Origin of the sequence: Marinobacter azerbaijanicus, assembly GCF_030250645.1 — a bacterium.
Lineage (GTDB): Bacteria > Pseudomonadota > Gammaproteobacteria > Pseudomonadales > Oleiphilaceae > Marinobacter > Marinobacter azerbaijanicus.
This window is the reverse complement of record NZ_JASSVS010000015.1, coordinates 1-20127: the sequence shown is the minus strand read 5'-3', so window position 1 is coordinate 20127 and position 20127 is coordinate 1. Positions and strand designations below refer to the sequence as shown.

At 57.2% G+C, this 20127-nt stretch carries 21 protein-coding genes and 1 pseudogene; 12 read left to right on the top strand and 10 right to left on the bottom strand.

Annotated features, from left to right (window positions below):
• Nucleotides 1-95 precede the first annotated feature (95 nt).
• On the top strand, nucleotides 96-1385 hold the full coding sequence (locus QPM17_RS20740; protein WP_285393491.1) for an MFS transporter: 1290 nt from the start codon (nucleotides 96-98) through the stop codon (nucleotides 1383-1385).
• An 18-nt stretch (nucleotides 1386-1403) separates the two neighbouring features.
• On the top strand, nucleotides 1404-2042 hold the full coding sequence (locus QPM17_RS20735; RefSeq protein WP_285393489.1) for an SDR family oxidoreductase: 639 nt from the start codon (nucleotides 1404-1406) through the stop codon (nucleotides 2040-2042).
• 48 nt (nucleotides 2043-2090) lie between these two features.
• Here the strand turns inward: QPM17_RS20735 and QPM17_RS20730 are convergent, their stop codons facing one another.
• A complete protein-coding gene (locus tag QPM17_RS20730; protein WP_285393487.1) occupies nucleotides 2091-2942 on the bottom strand; it encodes a hypothetical protein in 852 nt (283 codons plus the stop codon).
• Nucleotides 2943-3055: 113 nt separating this feature from the next.
• Here QPM17_RS20730 and QPM17_RS20725 point away from each other — a divergent pair, with 113 nt between their 5' ends.
• The 3 genes from QPM17_RS20725 (at nucleotide 3056) to QPM17_RS20715 (ending at nucleotide 5174) form a co-directional block, all read left to right on the top strand.
• A complete protein-coding gene (locus QPM17_RS20725; RefSeq protein WP_285393485.1) occupies nucleotides 3056-3751 on the top strand; it encodes a VWA domain-containing protein in 696 nt (231 codons plus the stop codon).
• A 45-nt stretch (nucleotides 3752-3796) separates the two neighbouring features.
• The gene (locus QPM17_RS20720; RefSeq protein ID WP_285393483.1) at nucleotides 3797-4522 is read left to right on the top strand and encodes a DnaJ domain-containing protein; all 726 of its coding nucleotides are present in this window, start codon (nucleotides 3797-3799) and stop codon (nucleotides 4520-4522) included.
• A 127-nt stretch (nucleotides 4523-4649) separates the two neighbouring features.
• The gene (locus tag QPM17_RS20715; protein ID WP_285393482.1) at nucleotides 4650-5174 is read left to right on the top strand and encodes a BAR domain-containing protein; all 525 of its coding nucleotides are present in this window, start codon (nucleotides 4650-4652) and stop codon (nucleotides 5172-5174) included.
• A 51-nt stretch (nucleotides 5175-5225) separates the two neighbouring features.
• Here QPM17_RS20715 and QPM17_RS20710 read toward each other — a convergent pair whose 3' ends face one another.
• The 4 genes from QPM17_RS20710 to QPM17_RS20695 all read right to left on the bottom strand — a co-directional run bounded on the left by QPM17_RS20710 (nucleotide 5226) and on the right by QPM17_RS20695 (nucleotide 10146).
• Entirely contained in the window at nucleotides 5226-6089 is an 864-nt protein-coding gene (locus QPM17_RS20710; RefSeq protein WP_285393481.1) for a universal stress protein, read from the bottom strand.
• Nucleotides 6082-8484, bottom strand: a complete 2403-nt coding sequence (locus QPM17_RS20705; protein WP_285393480.1) for an AAA family ATPase — start codon at nucleotides 8482-8484, stop codon at nucleotides 6082-6084. Before QPM17_RS20705 ends, QPM17_RS20710 begins: the two co-directional genes overlap by 8 nt.
• Before the next feature lie 107 nt (nucleotides 8485-8591).
• Nucleotides 8592-8879 (bottom strand): DUF3175 domain-containing protein, encoded by a 288-nt coding sequence (locus QPM17_RS20700; protein ID WP_285393478.1) that lies wholly within the window; start codon nucleotides 8877-8879, stop codon nucleotides 8592-8594.
• Between the two features lie 28 nt (nucleotides 8880-8907).
• Nucleotides 8908-10146: a Glu/Leu/Phe/Val family dehydrogenase gene (locus QPM17_RS20695; protein WP_285393476.1), complete on the bottom strand. Its 1239-nt coding sequence runs from the start codon at nucleotides 10144-10146 to the stop codon at nucleotides 8908-8910.
• A gap of 254 nt (nucleotides 10147-10400) precedes the next feature.
• On the opposite strand from QPM17_RS20695, the gene QPM17_RS20690 reads away from it, so the two are divergent.
• On the top strand, nucleotides 10401-10745 hold the full coding sequence (locus tag QPM17_RS20690; RefSeq protein WP_285393475.1) for a PBPRA1643 family SWIM/SEC-C metal-binding motif protein: 345 nt from the start codon (nucleotides 10401-10403) through the stop codon (nucleotides 10743-10745).
• On the opposite strand, the gene QPM17_RS20685 is transcribed toward QPM17_RS20690, so the two are convergent.
• On the bottom strand, nucleotides 10726-11712 hold the full coding sequence (locus QPM17_RS20685; RefSeq protein ID WP_285393473.1) for a ribonuclease Z: 987 nt from the start codon (nucleotides 11710-11712) through the stop codon (nucleotides 10726-10728). The two genes, QPM17_RS20690 and QPM17_RS20685, sit on opposite strands and share 20 nt — an antisense overlap.
• A gap of 106 nt (nucleotides 11713-11818) precedes the next feature.
• On the opposite strand from QPM17_RS20685, the gene QPM17_RS20680 reads away from it, so the two are divergent.
• Complete coding sequence (locus tag QPM17_RS20680) at nucleotides 11819-12361, top strand: GNAT family N-acetyltransferase (protein ID WP_285393471.1); 543 nt, start codon at nucleotides 11819-11821, stop codon at nucleotides 12359-12361.
• Between the two features lie 49 nt (nucleotides 12362-12410).
• Nucleotides 12411-13511 (top strand): histone deacetylase family protein, encoded by a 1101-nt coding sequence (locus QPM17_RS20675; RefSeq protein WP_285393469.1) that lies wholly within the window; start codon nucleotides 12411-12413, stop codon nucleotides 13509-13511.
• Between the two features lie 41 nt (nucleotides 13512-13552).
• Here the strand turns inward: QPM17_RS20675 and tenA are convergent, their stop codons facing one another.
• The 3 genes from tenA to QPM17_RS20660 all read right to left on the bottom strand — a co-directional run bounded on the left by tenA (nucleotide 13553) and on the right by QPM17_RS20660 (nucleotide 15861).
• Nucleotides 13553-14221 carry a thiaminase II gene (tenA, locus tag QPM17_RS20670; protein WP_285393468.1) on the bottom strand — a complete coding sequence of 223 codons (669 nt, stop codon included), beginning with the start codon at nucleotides 14219-14221 and terminating at the stop codon, nucleotides 13553-13555.
• A gap of 30 nt (nucleotides 14222-14251) precedes the next feature.
• The gene (locus QPM17_RS20665; RefSeq protein WP_285393466.1) at nucleotides 14252-14464 is read right to left on the bottom strand and encodes a penicillin-binding protein; all 213 of its coding nucleotides are present in this window, start codon (nucleotides 14462-14464) and stop codon (nucleotides 14252-14254) included.
• 116 nt (nucleotides 14465-14580) lie between these two features.
• Nucleotides 14581-15861, bottom strand: a complete 1281-nt coding sequence (locus QPM17_RS20660) for a hypothetical protein (RefSeq protein ID WP_285393464.1) — start codon at nucleotides 15859-15861, stop codon at nucleotides 14581-14583.
• Between QPM17_RS20660 and QPM17_RS20655 the strand changes: the two genes are divergently transcribed.
• Together QPM17_RS20655 and QPM17_RS20650 are read left to right on the top strand one after the other, a co-directional pair.
• Entirely contained in the window at nucleotides 15860-16213 is a 354-nt protein-coding gene (locus QPM17_RS20655) for a hypothetical protein (protein WP_285393462.1), read from the top strand. The genes QPM17_RS20660 and QPM17_RS20655 overlap by 2 nt on opposite strands.
• 96 nt (nucleotides 16214-16309) lie before the next feature.
• Nucleotides 16310-16546, top strand: a pseudogene (locus QPM17_RS20650) (homocysteine S-methyltransferase family protein); the annotation flags it as partial.
• Between the two features lie 59 nt (nucleotides 16547-16605).
• On the opposite strand, the gene QPM17_RS20645 reads toward QPM17_RS20650, so the two are convergent.
• Nucleotides 16606-17766, bottom strand: coding sequence for an AraC family transcriptional regulator (locus QPM17_RS20645; RefSeq protein ID WP_285393460.1), 1161 nt, complete (start codon nucleotides 17764-17766; stop codon nucleotides 16606-16608).
• Between QPM17_RS20645 and QPM17_RS20640 the strand changes: the two genes are divergently transcribed.
• Nucleotides 17765-18229 (top strand): sterol desaturase family protein, encoded by a 465-nt coding sequence (locus tag QPM17_RS20640; protein ID WP_285393458.1) that lies wholly within the window; start codon nucleotides 17765-17767, stop codon nucleotides 18227-18229. The genes QPM17_RS20645 and QPM17_RS20640 overlap by 2 nt on opposite strands.
• 271 nt (nucleotides 18230-18500) lie before the next feature.
• Nucleotides 18501-19970, top strand: coding sequence for an ice-binding family protein (locus tag QPM17_RS20635; protein WP_285393457.1), 1470 nt, complete (start codon nucleotides 18501-18503; stop codon nucleotides 19968-19970).
• The last annotated feature ends 157 nt before the right edge of the window (nucleotides 19971-20127 follow it).

Genomic DNA, 20127 nt, shown 5'->3' with positions numbered 1-20127 from the left:
TTCGTTATAAACGTTTTTGAGGATTGTAAGCACTCGTTATTTGGTCCATTTTAAGGAGGTTATGTTTTAAGCGCGCTACTGTTGGAGAAAGTATCGTGAAGACCGTATCGAGTACAGGATTTGCTCTTTTCGGCGCCTCGTTGATTGCGATCAGTTACGGTCTTGCGCGCTTTGCTTTTGGCCTTTTCGTACCGCCCATTCGCGCGGAGCTGGGCCTGACACCTGAAGTGATTGGTGTCATAGGCGCGCTGCCGCTCATCAGTTTTCTGCTGGCTTCTCTGGTCGCGCCCCTCGCTGCTATCCGTCTCGGTGCCCGCAACACGGCGGTGCTGTCCGGTGGGTTCGGGGCGGTCGGTCTGGCGCTGATAAGCCAGTCTTCGGGCGCTGTATCGCTGGGTGTTGGCGTTTTTGCCTGTGGCATCTGCACCGGCCTGATGATGCCGGCACTGACAGCCGCCATGCAGGTGCTGGTGGATCGTTCCCTGCATGGGCGCGTCAGTTCGGTTATGAACGCGGGTACAAGTATCGGTATAGCGGTCGCGGTGCCCACCGTGCTGTTCATGGCCGGTATCTGGCGTTTAACCTACATGGGCTTTGCCGTTCTCGCGGTTATCGGAATCCTCGCTGCCTGGTATGTTATCCCGTCGGTGTCCCGGGTCACGCCTTCGAATGCGGCGCCGCCGTCGCCAATCACCTCCCTGCAGTGGTGGCGTCTTTTCCGGCTGTCACTGTTTGCCTTTGTGATGGGCTTCATCTCCGCGGCTTACTGGATCTTTGCACCCGATCTGGTGGTTACTCTGGGCGAACTGCCGTCTTCGGAAACGGGCTGGCTTTGGCTGGCGGTTGGTGTTGCCGGGCTCGGCGGTGCTGTGGTGGCTGACCTGGCGGACCGGAACAACCCACCCATCACTCAGGCACTGATGTTGATGATGCTGGCCGCGAGCCTGGCGTTGCTGGCCGCCAGTCCCGACGAGGTGGTGCTTGCGGCATTTTCCGGGCTGGTATTTGGCCTGGCCTATATGAGTTTGACCGGGCTCTATCTGATGACAGGCATCCGCCTGTTGCCAGGCCGCCTGTCGATGGGCCCCGTGCTGCCATTCATGGCGATCTCGCTCGGTCAGGCGACCGGTTCACCCATTGTCGGCATACTGGTAGACAGCTTTGGCTATAGCGATGCCTTTGCCATCTTCTCCGCGATTGGCATCCTGGTGGCGCTCCTGTCACCGTTTTATCCGCGCATCGTCGAGCAGGTGGGCGAGGAAGCCACAGAGGAGGACAGAGGCCTCCAGGCGGCATACGACTATCAACTCCAGAACGAGGAGGGCGAGCCGTTTACTTATGACACGGAAGAGACCACTCCTACAGAAGAGACTCAAGCCAATTAACCGACCGGGAGATTCATCATGCATGTATTCATTGCAGGAGCCAACGGGCAAATCGGGCAACATCTTTTGCAGGAAATGGCAGACAGTGATCATGAGGCACGGGCGCTGATCCGCCACCAGGATCAGGGGCCGGACCTGCAGCAGATGGGCGCTACGGAAACCGTGGTGGGCGACCTGGAGCAGGACTGTAGCGAGGCCATCAGGGGGTGCGACGCGGTTATTTTTACCGCTGGCTCAGGCCCCCATACCGGACCGGATAAAACCATCGATGTGGACCAGGACGGTGCCATCCGGCTGGTGGACACCGCCAGAGCCATGGGTATAAAGCGTTTTATCATGGTAAGCAGCATGCGTGCTGAGGAGCCGGAGAAAGGGCCGGAAAAACTCCGCCATTACCTTCGGGCCAAACGCAACGCCGATGAACACCTGAAGAGCAGTGGCCTGAATTACACCATTGTTCGTCCGGGCCAGCTGACCAACGATGAGGGAACAGGCAGGGTTGCAGTAAGCGAGAAGCTGGAGGAATTCGGCAAGATTCCAAGACAGGATGTTGCCCGTGTTCTGCTGGCGGTGCTGGATTCGGATAATACCATCAACCGTGTCTTTGACGTGGTGTCCGGCGATACGCCGGTGACTGAGGCACTGGCAAAGCTGTGACGTTCTCAGGGCCCCGCCAGATCACCGCGCGGGGCCTGTATTAATGGCTTACCAGTTGAGCCTGATAGTGCCCAGAAGGGCATCGCCCAGACGCCGATCCACCGTCCCCGCCTCCAGGTCTCTATACCGGACACGGGTATCCACACTCGCGCCGAGTCCCACAACCATCTCCGGCGACTGCTCTTCTGCAGAACGGATCCGGTAGGTCAGCTCTGCTCTCCATTCGCGCAGATAGAGTGCGCCTTCGACCTCCTGATCCTGGTCAAGAGTGGCCCAGCGATCCCCCGTGCGTTTCAGTAGGAGCTCCCAACGCCCAGCGTAACTTTGCCACCATAGCATGATGGGCAGATCAATCAGCCAGCGGCCACTCTCATGTGCGTGCTCCCAGCGCGCCCTGGGAAGCCACTGAAAGGATCCAAAACGGTGATCACCACCGACCCCCAGGCTCAGGGGCGAGCCTTCACCCAATGCCCGGAACATTGCCACGCGACCATTGACCACATCGCTATGAAATGTCTGATGCTTGAACATATTGGATGTGCCGGCAACGCCAGCCCGTGTTTCCAGGCGATAAAGCCGGTGCTGCCAGTGGCCTGTGAAGACTAGCCGGTGCAGATGGCCGTTGTGTGCGGGCTCACCGGTGCGAATGCGCAGAGGCTGGTAATCGTAGTCAGCGCCGATTGCACCCATCGCGCCATGGCGACTCCAGCCCAGCCCTCGCTGAGAACGGCTCACCTCGGAGGCCGACGGCACGTATTCTGGCCAGTCGTAGGGCTGCCAATGGCGGTATAGAAGGTAGAAGTCACCTGAGGCCTGAACAACGCGCGGCATCGACAGCGCAGCTACGAGAACAGCTGCCAGAGGGAAAAGCCACGATGTCACCCCACTGATGGTTTGCAAACAACGCCCCTTGGTCACAATGCTGTCTCCCCTATCCAGGCCTGTGAATTGCGGTGTCTTTGCCCTACGATTGTAGTAACAGTATGGCCAGCCCAGGCGGTTTTCAGGAGCTTATGTCCGATAAAGAACTACGCACTAAATCTGATAAACAGTCCATTGACCAGTTTATCAACGAGGTCCGTCAGCTGCCCAGGCAGGGTGGAGGGCAGGGTCGTCTGATTTTTGCCCTGGATGCCACCGCGAGCCGGGAGCCAACCTGGGATCAGGCTTGCCACCTGCAGAGTGAGCTGTTCCTGGCAACCAGGGATCTGGGCGGCCTGGCCATTCAGCTCTGTTACTACCGGGGCTTTGGCGAGTTCAAGGCGACGGGGTTTGTCACCGAGACCGGCCAGTTGCTCAACCTGATGAATGGCGTTTCCTGCCTGGGTGGGCGCACCCAGATCAGCCGGGTGTTGGCTCACGCTGTGAAAGAAACCCGCACCAGGCCGGTCAGGGCCGTGGTGTTTATTGGGGACTGTTGCGAGGAGCCGGTGGACGAGCTCTGCCACACTGCCGGCGAACTCGGCATGCTGAAAACTCCGGTGTTTATGTTTCATGAGGGCGGTGACGCCCATGCCAGGGCCGTATTTCAGCAGGTGAGCAAGCTGTCGGGAGGCGCCTATGCCCCCTTTGATCGCAACAGCCCGCAGATTCTCAAGGATCTTATGGCCGCTGTTGCGGTCTATGCCTCCGGAGGAGCAAAGGCCCTGCAGGATTTTTCCAGCCGCAGCTCTCCGGAAGTCAAGCGCCTGACCCGACAGATCCGATAGCGCTTGTTCCAATCCATAGATGGGCTGTAAGCCCGGGGTATCTGAGTGCCACTGACGCTACTGGTTATCTTGCTGTTGGTTGTCGCGTGGGTTTGGCTGCGCAACCAGCCGGCCAGCCAACGCAAGCCCGCCATTCTCAAACTGGTGTTGATTGCCGGTGTTGCGATGGTAGTTCTGCTGGCCGTGACCGGCCGCCTGCACATTCTGTTTGCGTTGTTGGCGTTTCTTTTCCCGTTGCTGCGCCGGTTTCTGCCCTCTCTGTTAACGGGAAGTACAGGGGGGGCAGGAAGAGCAGAGGCCGGATCGGGTAACCAGTCCCATGTTTCCAGTGAGATTCTCGATATGACTCTGGATCATGACTCCGGAACCATGAGCGGTGAGATTCTCAAAGGCCCCATGGCCGGTCGGGCGCTGGCGGACCTGACTGAAAGCGAATTCATCGAACTGTTGGGGTATTGCCGTGAACACGACGAGGACTCGGCACGGCTGCTGGAATCCTATCTTGACCGCCGTTTCGGGGACTCGTGGCGTGCTGACGATCAGGCTGGTGCTGGCAGCGGCGAATCTCGCGATCGTAGCGGTTCCGACAATGCCAGGGGGCCCTTGACCGAGCGCGAAGCGCTGGACATCCTCGGACTGGAGCCCGGCGCGAGTCGAGAAGAGATTGTCCAGGCCCATCGCCGGATGATGCAGAAATTGCACCCGGACCGAGGCGGAAGTAACTACCTGGCAGCACGCGTCAATGAAGCCAAAGAGCAACTGCTGAGCTGACTCCCTTGAAACTGGCACTGCCATACCGTCGAATTTCTCTGGCGATCCCGGTAGGCTAACGGTCCAGAGCGCCCGGTTGTGTCGGGCCAGTTCAAGAACCGTTATTCTGAAAAGGAGTTCACATACCATGACAGGTAATACTCGCAATCCAGCCCGTTGGCCCGCCCCCGTTTTTGCAACCCTCGCCCTTGCTGCTCTTGTTCTCCAGGGCTGTGCGGGTGGCGCTGTTACCAGTTCAGTCTACGCGGTGTCGGGCGCGGCTGCGGCAAAGTTGCACAAGGAACGCCAGGAGTTCCGGGAGGATCTGAAGGAGGATTACGCCAGCTACCGGGCGCTCTTTTCCTCTTCGGAGTGTCAACCGGCGCAATACCAGATCAGCCCCGAAATTATTGATTACCTGGAGAGTAGCGCACCCACGGAGGACGGCTATGCCGAGGCTCAGGATATCCTGATGGACATCTACCATGACCAGACCCTGTCGCAGAGTGTCCGCGCCCATGCGCTCTACCTGGCAGCCCTCACCGAAGCCCAGAAGGAAGACGGCTCCAGGGCCAGGGCCAGAGATTACCTGAAGCGGGTGAGGAGTGAATTCCCCGGCACCCATGACTGCGCCGTAGCAAAGCTGCTTGATAAGGGTGACCGTATTCAGTGAGGGCCGGGCCGCGGGCCGGTCTTTCCTGGCATCAGACAGCAAGGTCCTGGCTCAGGGGGTCACGGTAACGGGAAGGTTCAGCGCCGCCAACAGGTGCTCTGCGCCGGGTTCGTCAAAGAGCGCACATCTGCGGCTAATCACCAGCTGCGAGGCGCGCTCCTCGCGAAGCATCCGGGCTATGCTCACCGGATCCGTATCAGAAATGATCCGTAGTCGGGTTCCTGCTCCGAGCACATCAAGATCCTGCCGGATAGCGTCCAACTGATCCGCGGCGGGCTCGCCGTCGTTCCCCAGAATGATCGTGACTGGCTGGTGATAGTGACGGGAGATCTCGGCAGCTGCCAGTGTCGCACGGTGATTCGCCTCATCATGATCGTTAAGGAAAACAACCACCCGGTTCGGGGATGGCAGCTTCTGTTCGCACCACAGCAATACCTGTCCTGGCGACTGCTGAATCAGCCCGCGCGCAGTGGACCCCAGCCGAGCACCAGCCGGGGACGACCAACCGGCACGGCCGAGCACAAGAAGATCATCCGGGCCGGCCAGCGCCAGAACCTCATCAATCACACGGCCACGTGCAACACTGAGCGCCGCTCTGCCTCCGTGCTGTTTCACTGCCCCGGCGAGTGCCGCACGCGCATGATCCGCCAGCCGCCGCATGCGCCGCTGCAGAATTTCGGGGTCGAGTGGCCGGCTGATCCCGGAGGCCGAGCCAACTTCCCGGGAAAATCCGTACCCGGCGCTACGTAGCAGGTTCAGTTCCTCAACAAACACGCCCAGGATGTCCGCATCGCGCTTTCCAGCGATATCAGCGGCGGCCTCGAGAGCCCCGTAGCTCGTCCGTGACCCGTCGATAAGTACCAGAATACGCCCGCCCGCCGGGGGCTGCCCTGCAGGCCTTCCAGTATCAGTCACGACCAGCGCCTCCATTGCTATCGATGCTTCCTTCGCTGTCATCCTGTTTTTTGCTGACTTCGGCAAACTGGAACAGGCGATTGGCGACCGCCCGGTTGAAGGACGCCTCGGGGAACTCGCCATTTTCGTCTGGCTCACCGGCTTCCATGCCTGTCAGAAGTTCAATCGCCTGGTTGATATGTGACACCGGATAGATACTGAAATCGCCATCGGCAATGGCCTTGCGAACATCTGAGTTAAGCATCAGGTGTTCGACGTTGCTGGCAGGCAAAATGACGCCCTGTCCGTGTACCTTTCCGGCTTCACGACAGACATCAAAAAAGCCCTCGATTTTTTCGTTAACACCGCCAACTGCCTGGACCTCGCCATGCTGGTTCATGGAGCCGGTGACTGCCAGACTCTGCCGCAACGGCAGGCGACTGATCGCCGACAGCAGAACGCAGGTTTCCGCGACGGATGCAGAATCGCCTTCCACGCCGCCGTAAGACTGCTCGAAAGCCAGGCTTGCCGACAGGGAAAGTTCACCCTCACCCGCGTAATGACTGGCCAGAAAGCGGGAGAGAATCATGACCGCCTTGCTGTGAATCGGCCCGCCAAGCTTCGCTTCCCGTTCTATATCCACAACCTGCGCTTTTCCCGGCCGGGCGGTGGCGGTGATCCGGGTTGGCTGACCAAACATGGAAGCGCCGAGCTTGAGCACTGAGAGCCCGTTAACCTGGCCTACGGTTTCACCTTCAGTCGCGATCATCACGATGCCGCGGGCAATCTGCTCACGACTCCGTTCACGAATGCGACTGGCGCGGAATTCCCGCTCATCGATTGCCTGTTGGACCTGATCCACACCGATGGTGGCCATGCCTGCCTTGTTTGCCCAATGATCAGCTTCACTGATGAGATCCCGCAGCACCCGGTCATGGGCCGTCAGCTTGCGCTGATCCGCCGCCAGCCGGCTTGCCTGCTCGATAAGCCTTGCCACCGCATCCCGCCCAAGCGGCCGGCATTTCAGGTGCCGCGCCATGGTGGCAATCATGCGTGCATAAAGCCCGTAGCTATCGTCGTCCCGGTTGAGGTCATCCTCAAAGTCGGCCTCAACTTTAAACAGATCGAGAAAATCAGGATCGTAGTGGGACAGCAGGTAATACAGAATGCGATCGCCCAGCAACACGACTTTAACCGTTACCGGAATGGGTTCTGGCTGCAGGCTTATGGTGCTTGCCAACCCGTACAGTCGTTCCAGGGACTCGATGCGGATCTCGCTGGAGAACAGGATGCGCTTCAGGCTTTCCCAGGCCATCGGCTGACTCAGTATCCGGCGGGCATCAATGATCAGGTAACCACCGTTGGCACGGTGAACCGCACCCCCCTTTATAAGGGTAAAATCGGTGTACAGCGTGCCCTGGCGGGCCCGGTGCTCTATCTGGCCCGTCAGATGCTGATGGTTCGGCAGGTCCTCATAAATTACCGGTGCTCCCGTTGTCTCCGAGTTATCGACCAGCAGGTTGATCCTGTATCGTCCCAGAAGGCCGGTGGGTGGGCCGTTTCCAGTGTCCTCGAATGCTTCCGCATGTTCCACCACGTCTTCGCGTATGGCATCCAGGTGCTCGACAACCTCGGGCAAGTGCTGCCACTTTTCGCGAAGCTCTCCGATCGGGCCGCCGAGAGTGAGCTGGACCATCTCTTCATTCAGCGCATGGACGCGCTCCCGGACCTCTTTACGTAAACGGGGAATCTGTTGAATGTTCTGCTGAAGTTTCTTCTGAAGTTCCTCTACTTTGGATTCGATGAGTTCTTTTTCTTCATCAGAAAACTTTTTGTACTCCTCCGGATCAATGACCTCGCCGTTGCGCATCGGGGCAAAAGTAAAGCCCGCGGGCGTCGTTATCATGGCGATGTTGTTGGCATTGGCCTCTTCCTGGATGTCATACAGACCCTGATGCTGGCGCTTCGTCATTTCCTCCTGAAGCTCCTGCAGACGCGCCTGGTACTCCTCACTTTCGAACGCTGCTGGAATTGCTGTGCGCAGCTCTCCGGAAAGGTCGTTCATATCTTTCTTGAGTTGCCGCCCCTCCCCCGCAGCCAGACGGATGGCTCTGGGCCGGTCCGGAAATTCAAAGTTGTGAACATGGCACCAGTCGGAAGGCACGGGTTGCTGGTCAGCGTGCCTGGCCAGAAAGCGCTCGACCAACTCGTGCTTGCCAGCGCCGGCGGGCCCCAGGACAAACAGGTTAAACCCGTCCGCCTGCATGCTTGCCCCGAACTCCAGGGCACGCAGCACACGCTCCTGGCCGCAAGGCAGTTCCAGGTCCTCCAGTGAATCGGTGGTACTGAAATCCAATTGGTCGAGTGGGCACCGATGATAGACCTGGTCCGGGGTCAGGGGCGTGGGTAATGTCATCAACCTACTCCTGATGAGTGATTGGCAGCCTGGGAAACTGCGAAGAATTTAACTCAAGGATAGACCACTGGAAGGCTTTGTCCGGCATGGCCCTCTCTTTGTTGTCACTAATTCTTGCGCGGCCTGCCGAAAAGGACGCGTAACTCATCCTTTGCAGCCTCAAGACGGTCCCTCTGTGTGGTGGTGAGTTGTTTGCCCGCCCGATTGATGTAGAACGTCAGCATCGACATGGCCGACCGGTAAGGGTCCGATTTACGACGTTTGCTTTCTTCGGCGGATTTCTTCAGGGAACGGGCGATTTCCCTGGGATCCTCAAGGGCAAATACGCCCTGTTCAAGGTCCAGGGAATCGCTGGATTCGGTCACCTTCTGGGACCAGCGTTCAGATTTGTCCAAAACCTACCTCCAGTCGTGTATCGGGGCGTCAGCACCAGCCACGTGTAATGACGGCCTCTTCAATACGCTTGAGTGCATTGATCCAGGCCCCCAGGCGAATCGATTTGAGCTGGTGGCGTTCGGCGCACTCGGCAGCCTGTTGATAGCTGTGAACCAGCCGTTTTCGACGCTGCTCACTGATGGTTTCCGCACCCCAGTAGTCGTCGGAAAGGCCCTGTGTCCGTTCCATCTGGCACAGGTGAACACTGCCGGCGTTCGCCAGTACGTCCGGCACGATGGTGACGCCACGGTCCAGTAGCAGTTCGTCTGCCTCCAGCGTAGTGGGGGCGTTGGCGGCTTCAACGAGGATTCTCGCCTTCACCGTTTCTGCGACCTCCCTTGTGATCACTCCCTGCAGGGCTGCCGGCACAAGTACATCGCAGTCACAGGCAAACAGCTCTTCGTTGGTAATCGACCGGGTGTCAGGGAAGTTGTCCAGACTGCCTTCCTTATCGCGGTGTTCCAGTAGTGCATCAATGTCCAGACCTTCTTCGGCATAGACGCCACTGTCGATTTCGCGGATGGCAATGACCTTGCAGCCGGCTTTGTGAAACGCCCGGGCAGCAACTGAGCCCACCTGTCCGAAGCCCTGGATCGCGATACGCGCGCCCTCAAGTCTGAAATCGATCTGCTCAGCTGCTGCCTGAAAGACTTCGAATACTCCAAGACCAGTGGCCTCATAACCGCCCAGAGTGCCGCCCAGGATTGTCGGCTTGTCGTTCACTGCCGCCGGCGAGTGGCGGCCGGTAATCTGTTCATACTCATCAAGCATCCAGGCCATGCTTTGCATACCTGTACCTACGTCTGCGCCGGGCACATCACAGTCAGGACCTGCGGGGCGCAGATATCGGATATAGGCGCGGCACAGCCGCTCGAATTCCTGTTTGCTGAGCTTTTCCGGATCAGCGGCGATGCCACCCTTGCCACCGCCAGCCGGGATGCGGCCTGCGGCATGCTTGATGGACATAACCATGGCCAGCGCCTTGCACTCGTTAAGGTTGAAATCCGGAGAGATGCGAGTGCCATCGCGGGTAGGACCGAGGGCGTCTGTATGACAGACCCGGTGGGCGTCGAATACACGACTGCTGCCATCGTCCATCTTCAATGGAATGCGAAAGCTGGTGGCCCGACCCGGGCCTGACAGTAGCTCCACAACATCCGGATTAATCTTGCCGATTTTTGCCGCCTGGTGCATCAGGCGGGTGCTTTGCTCAAGGAAGTCTTCCATGGTGATTCCTCCACAGTCGCTTCGTTGATTGCTTACTCTCAGCTTGGTAGAGCATTCGGCTCGCTGCAAATCGCAAGTGTTACGATGAGCGTCACGGGTCCGGCACAGACGGGCAAGTCGCAGGGAAGCCTTTTCACTGAATTTCCACTTGTGCCTATATATCCGGCTCCCCAAGCATGCTAAAAGGTTCAGCCCAGCCATAACCAGACTTTGTGCAAGCGCGCGGGCACTCTTCCATTTATCAGGATATCAGCATGTCAGACAAATTTTTCTTCAAGGGTCGCCAGGATGCACGCCAGCACCACACCGCTTATGGCGGCTTCAAGACCAATGCCAACCAGAAGAGTGGCAGCCGGAAGTTCCCGCTAACGCTGGTGGTTACCAGTGAGTCGCGCAAGCAGGAAATCGAAGCCCAGGTGGCCAGGGCGAAGCTGCATGCGAACATTACGGTTGATACCCGTGACGGCGCTGTTGAGTCCATCGCCGAACTGACCGTACTCCAGAATAAAGGGGCGACGGTTACCACTGACAAGGCGCCCTCGCGCAATGACCCATGCAGCTGTGGTAGTGGCCTTAAATTCAAGAAGTGCTGTGGGTGAGGGTGGTTACACAGCTCAGTGACAGGTCCTTCTCAAGCCGATAGGTATCGAAATCACGGGCCAGGAACAGCTGGCCCCGGTAGTGCTGCATTGCTTCGGCTGCCAGTTGGTTGATATGGGGCGCACCCCCAGGCCCTGACTGGTAGCGGGAGCTGAAATGGGTAAGCACCAGGTTAGGCAGGCGGACCTGTTGGGCAAACCTGGCTACCTGTTCGGCGGAGCTGTGTTGTGGCCAGGGGCCGACCCGGTCAGCCACGTCCTGGGTGTAAGTGGCCTCGTGAATCAGCACATGGCAGTCGTTGCAGGCATCGGCCAGCAGGGCGGGGGTGTCGTTGTCGCCGGCTACGATAAGCTTGCGGGCAACGCGGGAAATGTGAGTGTAGTTTTCACTCCTGAGCACGCGGCCGTCTTCCAGCGTTACGTCTTTTCCTTGCTGTAACTCGCCCCAGCAGGGTCCGGGCTCTATGCCATCCGCCCGGAGCTTATCCGGCAGCAGTTGTCGCTCGAGGTTCCTCTCGGTGAACACGTAGGCGCGGCAGGCAACGCGATGGGACAGCGCCACGTTGGTCACCGCGAAGTGTTTGTCCTGCCAGTGAAAGCCTGGTGCCCCGGAGTCGATGAAGTTGAGTGGATAGCTGAGGCTGGAGTCACTGTTGTCGAGCACCGTCTTGATAAGACGTTTGACCTGAATGGGAGCAACTATATCCAGCGGCTCCGTGCGGCCGAGCATGGATGCACTGGTGAGGAGTCCCGGAAGGCCGAAAATGTGATCGCCGTGAATATGGGTGATGAATATTGCCCGCACTTGCATGACCGAGTAGCGGGTGCGCATCAGCTGGTGCTGGGTGCCTTCACCACAGTCCACCAGGTACCAGGGTCTGGGGCCAGAGTGACACAGGGCCAGGCCGCTCACGTTGCGTGCTCGTGTTGGTGTTCCGGCAGATGTGCCCAGGAAGGTGAATTCCATTGTTTCTCCAGTCTGGTAACGGTTCCTGTATATTCTACACTGAGTGAAGGATCGGCCTGGAGGGTTTGGGTGGCCTGGGTAACAGTCGTTCAACAGGAGTCGCAGAGTGGCTAGCAGGAAAAAGGCTATCAGCCGGTACCTGATTCGGGAAGCCGTCGAGGATGATGTGCCCGTACTTGTGGAATTCCTCGCCAAACTGGCTCTGCACGTTTCGGGCGGACCGCCCCTGGACCTTGAGGAAGATGAGCGGGACGGTCTTATTGCTGTTCTGCGTTCATCTCTGACCAATCCTGATAAGCAGCTTGTGGTGGCGGAGGTGCCCGGAGCGGGTCTTGTTGGCATGGGCTATATTTATATATCGATCAACCAGGGAATCTGGGAACAGACCAGCCATGTGGAATACAGATCGGGGATCATTGATGATGTCTGGGTGGAGCCTGACTTTCGAAGGTTGGGGATTTTCCCCGACCTGCTCCGAAAGCTGGTGGCATTTGCAGAGAGCTGCGGTGCCTATGAGCTGGTCCTGGAATACTCCGCGTCCAACAAGGAGGCGAAGGCAGCCTGGACCAGGTTGGGCTTCAAAACGATAGGGATACGTGCTGCGGCGTTCACGACTTCAGTGAGCGAAGCCCTGGCAAGCCGGCCTTGAAGGCGGGACCGTTACCTTATAAGGCGCTAAGGACAAAAAGGAGGCTGGAGTGCTAGGCGATCGCACCGTTTACGTGTTTTACGATGAAGTCATGCTGGGCCACAATCCCGAGGTGGACCTGCCTTTTGTCCCCAGTCGGGTGGAGAAGCGGGTCAGGCACATTCTGCAGGGCCTGGACTTCAAATGGAGTTATCCAGAGCATCCAGGGCGCCTGACAGCCATCAAGAAGTACCTGGATCAGCACCCTGTCCCCGGTGTCCAGTTCAAGTCGGGAAGTCCTGCCACCTACAACCAGCTTGCTCGAGTTCATACCACATCCTACCTTGATCACATTCTTTCGCTGTTCGGGAAGAGTGCCTGGGTTGATTCGGATACCACCGCCGTTTCACCCGACAGCGTTAATGCGGCCCTGGCTGCGGCGGGAAACGCCATTGCAGCTGTAGAGAGCGTGGTCAAAGGGGAGTGCCAGAGCGTATTTGCTCTGGTGCGCCCCCCCGGTCATCATGCAGAACCGGTAAGGGCAAGGGGCTTCTGCCTGTTGAATAACGTCGCGGTGGCGGCAGCCCATGCCCAGGCAAAACTGGGCTGTGAACGGGTCCTGATCATAGACTGGGATGCGCATCATGGTAATGGAACCCAGGATATCTTCTGGGCGGACCCGGATGTCCTGTTCTTCGATACCCATTGTGCCGCACCCTTTTACCCCGGCTCCGGGCACCTGGAAGAAGTAGGTGCCGGATTCGGGGAGGGCTATACCATCAATGTCCCACTGCCGGAGTCAGCTGGAGATGTCGCCTTTGAGAAAGTGTATCGCGATATATTGGTGCCGGCCGCGGAACACTTCAAGCCAGACCTGGTTCTGGTCTCTGCGGGGTTCGACCCCCACCGCAATGATATGGCGCTGAACCTGAGCTACGACGGTTTCAAGGTTATCACCCACATCGTCCAGGAAATCGCTGACCGGCATTGCGAAGGAAGGCTTGCGCTGGTGCTGGAAGGTGGCTACAACCTGAGTTCCCTCGCACAGGGCGTTCACGCTGTGCTGGAAGTGCTTGTCGGCGGAGAGGTGCCGGAGTTACAGGAAGCGGGCATAAAGGAAGCGGAAGAGGCCGCGGAGTTTCACCGCTCCGCGTTCACCGATGATGACTGAGGCAGCACGGGTTGTTATTTGTCACCCGGAAAATCCAGTAATCAGTCACTCTGTTTGAGCCCCATCTCCCAGAAATCGATCTCGAGCCGGGTAGCGTCGCTGAAGATCCGGTTAAGCTGGTCGAATCTTGAGGGAGAAACATCAGCCAGTCTCTCATCCAGCCAGAGTATTTCGGCCCGCATGGCATCCTGGAACTCATCGCTTTCGTACATGGCGATCCAGGCATCGTAAGGGTTGTTCTTGCCGCGGACGGTTTCCCGCCTGCTGTTCAACCAGTTGGCAATCTCACCATATCCCACCATGCATGGTGAAAGCGCAACATGCAGGTCCAGCAGGTCGCCCCTGTTACCCGTATCGAGTACATACCGTGTGTAGGCGAGAGTGGCCCTTGCTTCCGGCAGGTTGGCAAGCTCCTCCTCGGAAATGCCCCATTCCTTGCAGTAGCTGATGTGCAGATCCAGTTCCACGTCCATGATGGCCTGTAGCCCCTCCTTGGCCTGCCTGAGATCGGACAGGGTCGGGCTTTTGTATGCAGCCAGCGCAAACGCACGCGCGAACTGTATCAGAAACAGGTAGTCCTGCTTGAGGTAGTGCTGGAAAGCCTCTGGTGCAAGCGACGCGTCGCCGAGTTGCTGCACAAAACTGTGTTCGATGTAGGCGCGCCATTCTGTCTGGCAGTTTTTTTTGAGGTCTTCAAACCGGTATGGCATCTGATCTCCTGAATCGCGGGCTTACGTTGTTCAGTAGCAGGAATTGGGTGAAGAGTTCGGGTTGATTTCTCCGGCTACTTCCTCCGGATCAATCCCGTGGCTCACCAGAACTTCCCGCACAAAATTGACCTGGGCCAGGATTCTGTCAGCATCGTCGCCGTATTCAAACCGGTTGACCTCAACCGGCTGAGGCATGAAGGTGAAGGCGGTTTTAAGGGCATTGAGTGTGTCTTCATCCGTCATAGTAAAGCTGCCTTATCTGGGTGGTGGTTTGCCAGAATCCTAACAGATAAAGTATACACAAGCCTCCACGCAGGTTTTGGTCAGCGGTTTACAAAGCCAGGTATTGCCGAAGCCATTCATATCTGCTTGTAAACAACCTCTGACAGGCGGCTGCGATTGCCATCAGTGTCCAGTGTACGGATGGCGAAATACCAGGTGCCTTCAGTGAGTTCATCCACCAGCAGTTCGTCCACTGAGGCGTCTCCGATGGCAATGCTCTGGTCCAGGGTGTCTTCGCTGGTGCCATAGACCACTTCAAAGCCGGCAATCTCACCCATTGACAGGCTGTCACCGTTTTCACGGGTGAGCGGCGCGGTCCAGCTCAGCAGGGCGGCATTGGCCGGGATGGTTTCTTCCGGGGTGGTATCCGTGGTTGGCGGTTCGCTGGTGTCGGTTCCGCTATCAGCGGTTTCTTCAGTACTGCCGGTGTTACCGTCTGTGGTGTCTGTGGTGTCTGTGGTGTCTGTGGTGTCTGTTGTGTCTGTTGTGGTCTCGCCACTGGTGTCACTGATTGTATCGCCAGCAGTTTCGTCGGTTCCGGCAACGTCGGTGTCGCTCTCCTCGTAAACATCTGCAATGGTCTTGAAGCGTTGGACGTTACGATGCTCAACCACCGCCAGCCTCTGGCTGATAATGCTGGAGTCAACAGTTGCCTGAAGCTCCGAAGCCTGTACGGCCGCAGTGCTGATCAGGTCTGCCAGTGCCACGTTCACGCCATCACCCATCAGGCTGATCTGGCCGGTTTCAGAAGCCTGGGTTGCGATGTTGTTCAGGACATCAGAAATAGAGGCCCATTGAGCATTGTTGTTCACCAGTGCCAGAAAGGCGGCGTTGGCGACAGCCAGCTGCAGCGCATCGGCAGACACGTTATCTGTCTGATCCAGTCGGGTCAGATCTGGAGGGGTGAGACGTAGTGAGCCGGGTGAAAGGCCAAACCAGCCTTCCACCGTCTCGTAGGAGCCGGAAAGTGCCTCGGGAGAAAGCCCGTTGCTGCTTCGCTCAGCCAGGGCAACCGCCAGATGGGTCAGCGGCGTCAGGTTGACGGTTTCCATCTGCAGGTCGCCGGCTCCGCGCAGGCTGAAGCTGCTGTCCAGTGCCATGGGTTGCCCAAAAGCAATTGGTGAGGCATCGCCCTGTTCACAATGGGGCACCACGTCACAGATCATGCGGGTACCGCCATCGGCCTGGAGTTCTACCAGGGCCCAGCTATCCGCTTTCCCGCGCAGTTGCCATTCGTAACTGCCGTCGTCAGCGGTCAGGACCGGTTTTGTCGCCTGCCGTTGGGGTGTGTAATAACCGTCTTTGTCGGAAATCAGACGGTTGGCGGTTACCAGTCCCTGCTGGATAACGCCTTTCATGGCAGCACCGGCAATTTCCACGGTTGGTTCGTTCTGTGCTGCTGTGTTGCTATCTTCGGAAGTGATGTCCAGACCGCAGCCCGAGAGCAGAACCGCCGCAGATAAAGTCAGCAGTCCATGCTTCGCTAAGTTTTTGCCGCAATATGACATTGTTTCGCACCAAATTATTGACGAATTTGAGCGAATCATACAGCGGCAGTTTTCGGTTATATGCGCTCTGGATCCAGGTTTTGCAGCCATGAATCGTCAGAAAATTGGCGCTTACAGAGGGATACATGTTGAGATGGAACGTAACAGAATTCGGAAGGCGAAAAGTCCAGCTAATATGTTGTTGCTTAATGATTTGTCGTAAAAATTGTGACCCCCTGGCCGCAGCTGAAAGCCAGCAGTTGCGCTGAACGTTTACAAATTTAAACGTGCGTTGGGATCATTGAGCGTAGTTTGGAAAATGATCAGGTCGAAACAGAGCCAACCGGCCATTCATCGGCAGGCTTTTCAGGTTCTGGAAAAGGCAATCGAGGCTAGCGGCGCTCAGGTTGATATTGCTGGCTGTCTTCCGCCGTTAACTGGCAGCTATCAAGGCCAGCCGGCGCGTTGTTTCGAGGATCTGCAGGACGAGTACGCCACGCTGGTTCAACTGCAGGCGAGCGCTGATGTATTTCTGATTGAAACCATAACCAATACTCTGGAAGCGCGCCCGGATATCTCTCCGGCAGCCAGAAAGGACGCACCCAGGATATTGTTTCATTGGCGGCGACGGTACTGGCCAGGCGTTTCGCCGGTCCAGCGTCTGAATGCATGGTTGAAGGCGCTCTGGTCCGCAAACTGGAGCAGCAGGCCGATATCGGTCAGGGGGGCATTGGGCTGTTGGAGCCACAACATGGCCAGATCTCGCCGCACTTCCTCGTAGAGTGACCGCCAGCTGGTGTTGCGCGCGGCAAGTTTGCGGCGGAGGCTGCGGGTGCTGAAGCCAAGTTCCCGCGCGGTGTCTGAGGGTTCCACCGGTCCTTCCAAAAGGCGTTTGCAGATCCGTGCCCGAACCTCGTTGGGCAGGTTAAGGTCGCGGTGGTAATTGCCCAGTAGGCGTCGCCCCTGTTGCTGAAGAATTCCCTGAAGATACCTGTCTCGAGCAGGTAAGGGAGCGTCCAGCCAGGATTCGGGGAAGGTCAGGCCATTGAACGGTTGGCCAAAAGCCACATCGGCGTCCAGACACTGTCGATAAAGGTTTTCATCAATCGGCGCCTGATGGATGAAGCTGACGGTTGTGCCCTGGTGCTTTGGAAGCAGCTTTCGGCCGATGCGCAGCCAACCACTGATCGCCAGTTCGATGATGCCCCGGGGAAGTAGGGTGTCGTGATGGGGGCTGAGCACGAGCTTTGCAGTGTCCCCATCGGTCTGGAGGTGGCACAGGCCAATGTCCCACACCAGTGGTTCGAATTCCTGCAATTGATGAATTGCCTCTCTTAGAGTTTCAGCACTCAGAACGGCTTGCCCCAGTATCGGGAAATCCCTCGGTTGTACCGCCTGCCCCAACTGAGCACCGAGCAGTGGGGTCTGCGCGTCCCCCTCCGCCCGGTTCCAGAGTGATAGGGCGTGATAGAGGGAAATCCGCCCGTCATTGTCTGGGGAATTGGAGTCAATTCCGACGTCGGCCAGCCATTGCTGCACGGGGAATCCGGCCTGTGCAAGAAGATTCTGCAAGGCGTCGACATAGGGGCGGGCCACACTGGCGGGCAGAGTTAACCAGGGTTCGGTTTGTGGATGATTCATACCGCTACTATAGCTGGTCGTTGGCGTCACCAATTGTTTTTTGTGGCCACTTTTCCGGGCGGTGGTTAACAGGACTTTGGGCTGGCTGGCGGGATAGGCTGAACCTGCATTTATATCCCGACCGGAGGTTGTCATGATCGGTATTCCATTGGGTCTGTTTACCGCCAACGCGGTGGAGTGGGTCACCCACAAATATGTGTTGCATGGCCTCGGCCGGAATCGCAACAGTTTCTGGCGTTTTCATTGGCACGAGCATCATCGTGACGTGCGCAGGAACGACTTCCACGACCCGGCCTACGAAAGGTCGCCCTGGGGCCGCCACGCCCAGGGCAAGGAGGTCGCCAGCCTGGTGGCTGGGGCGGCTGCGGTAACACCGCTGCTTCCGGTAGCGCCCTTTTTCGTGGGTACGCTGTATTACTGTGCCTGGAACTATTACCGCGTTCACCGCAAATCCCACCTGGACCCCGAATGGGCGAAGGAACACCTGCCCTGGCATTACGATCATCACATGGGGTCGAATCCAAACGCCAACTGGTGTGTCACCCGTCCCTGGTTCGACCATCTGATGGGGACACGGGAATATTTTGTGCCCCGGTAAATATTTTGTCGGGCCGCTTGTCCTTCATTTCTATGAAGTTATATTTAAACACAAAATAAATATATCTTATTGGTAGGATAGGGAATATAAGTGAGCGTGGCTGAATTATGACTCAGCCCAGATAGACCAATTTAAAAGCGCATTCATAGCGTTTCTTGCGAATAAATAAATAGTTGCGAGCGCGTGAAGCATCCCGGAATGAGTAGCATTATTGCTCACTTCCATTGCCGCCCATATAGATATGGACGGAATAAAGTAGTAGGAAATAAACATGAATAATATAAAAAATGCCACTAAATATTTATTTAGTGCTTTTTTCGTTTTAATTGCCCTGTCGTTATCCGCTTGCTTTAGTGGCAGCAACAATTCGAAAACCACTACCGATGAGCCAGTAGTCATCGCTGCACTGTCAGTTACGTCCTCCGCTCCGGCCGACGCGCAGACGGGTATCGGGACCAACAGCAAGGTAGTAGCAGTCTTCAACAAGGATGTGAAGAGCGAAACAGTCAATGAAACGAGCTTTACTCTGCAAGGCGCTGGCGAAACCTCGGTAGTGGGTGTCGTGTCCTATGACTCCGCTACCACGACCGCATCGCTTAAACCGAGCAGTAATCTCTCCAGCATGACCGTATACACAGCCACCCTGACTACGGATGTTGAAGACGAAGCCGGTGATTCGCTGGTGGAAGAGGTTGTCTGGACGTTCACGACAGGGGAGCTGGCAGATACCTCCGCTCCTGCACTTGATGTTGCTGGAACTACCCCGAAAGATGCTGACACTGGTGTACTGCGGAACGTGAAGCTCAACATAGTTTTCACTGAAGCGGTCGACCCGGTCTCTATATCTGCGCAGAGTATTGCCTTAAAAACTGACGATACTGCTAGTACAGTTGTTGCCGGCGAATTGTCGTTTATCAATCCCACTACAGTAGTGTTTTCACCGGATGCTGATCTTGCTGGCGATACTTTGTACAGATTGACTCTGAGCGACGCCATTACCGATCTCGCGGGTAACACGCTGGCGGTGACCACGTTGGGCTTCAAAACCGGTTTAAAAGCTTCCTCTAGCCCGCTCGCCGTTGACTTGGGCACCGCAGGTAACTACGTGCTTCTGGCGAAAACCGGCATTTCCACCACCGGCACCACGGATATTCTCGGCGACATTGCCGTCAGCCCTGTGGATAGCACTGCACTGACAGGTTTTAACGAGACGTTGGATGCAAGCGGTACTTTTGCAACATCAGCCCTGATCACAGGCAAGTTGTTCGCTGCCAATATGTCTCCCGACACCCCAGCGATCCTGACCACAGCGGTCAGCAATATGGAAACGGCCTACACGGATGCTGCTGGTCGTACTCTTCCGGACTTTACTGAGCTGGGTGCCGGTGAAATTGGCGGCCTTACTCTGGATCCCGGCCTCTACAAGTGGGGAACTGGCGTGCTGGTGACGTCAGATGTGACTCTTAACGGCAGTTCCACGGATGTCTGGATCTTCCAGATTGCTGAGGGCCTGAAGCTGCAGGACGGCAAGTCCATCATCCTCGCTGGTGGCGCCCTTCCACAGAATATCTTCTGGCAGGTGGCCGAGGATGTAACACTCCAGGCTGGCACCACGTTTAACGGCATCATCCTTGGAAAGACCGCTGTTAACATGAATACCGGTGCCGTGTTTAACGGCCGTGCCCTGGTACAGACCGCAGTGACACTGATTGCAAACGACGTCAATCAGCCCTCAGAGTAATGGCATTTGTTCAGGGGAGAACAAGCTTCCCCTGAATAGATTCCTGAGAGCTTAGGCTGTGTTAGAGGAAAGGACCCTTCGGAGGCTGTGTAAAAACTCAATTTACACTCTCTCCAGGCGAGCGAGCAAAATGCCTCGGACATTGTCCGGGGCATTT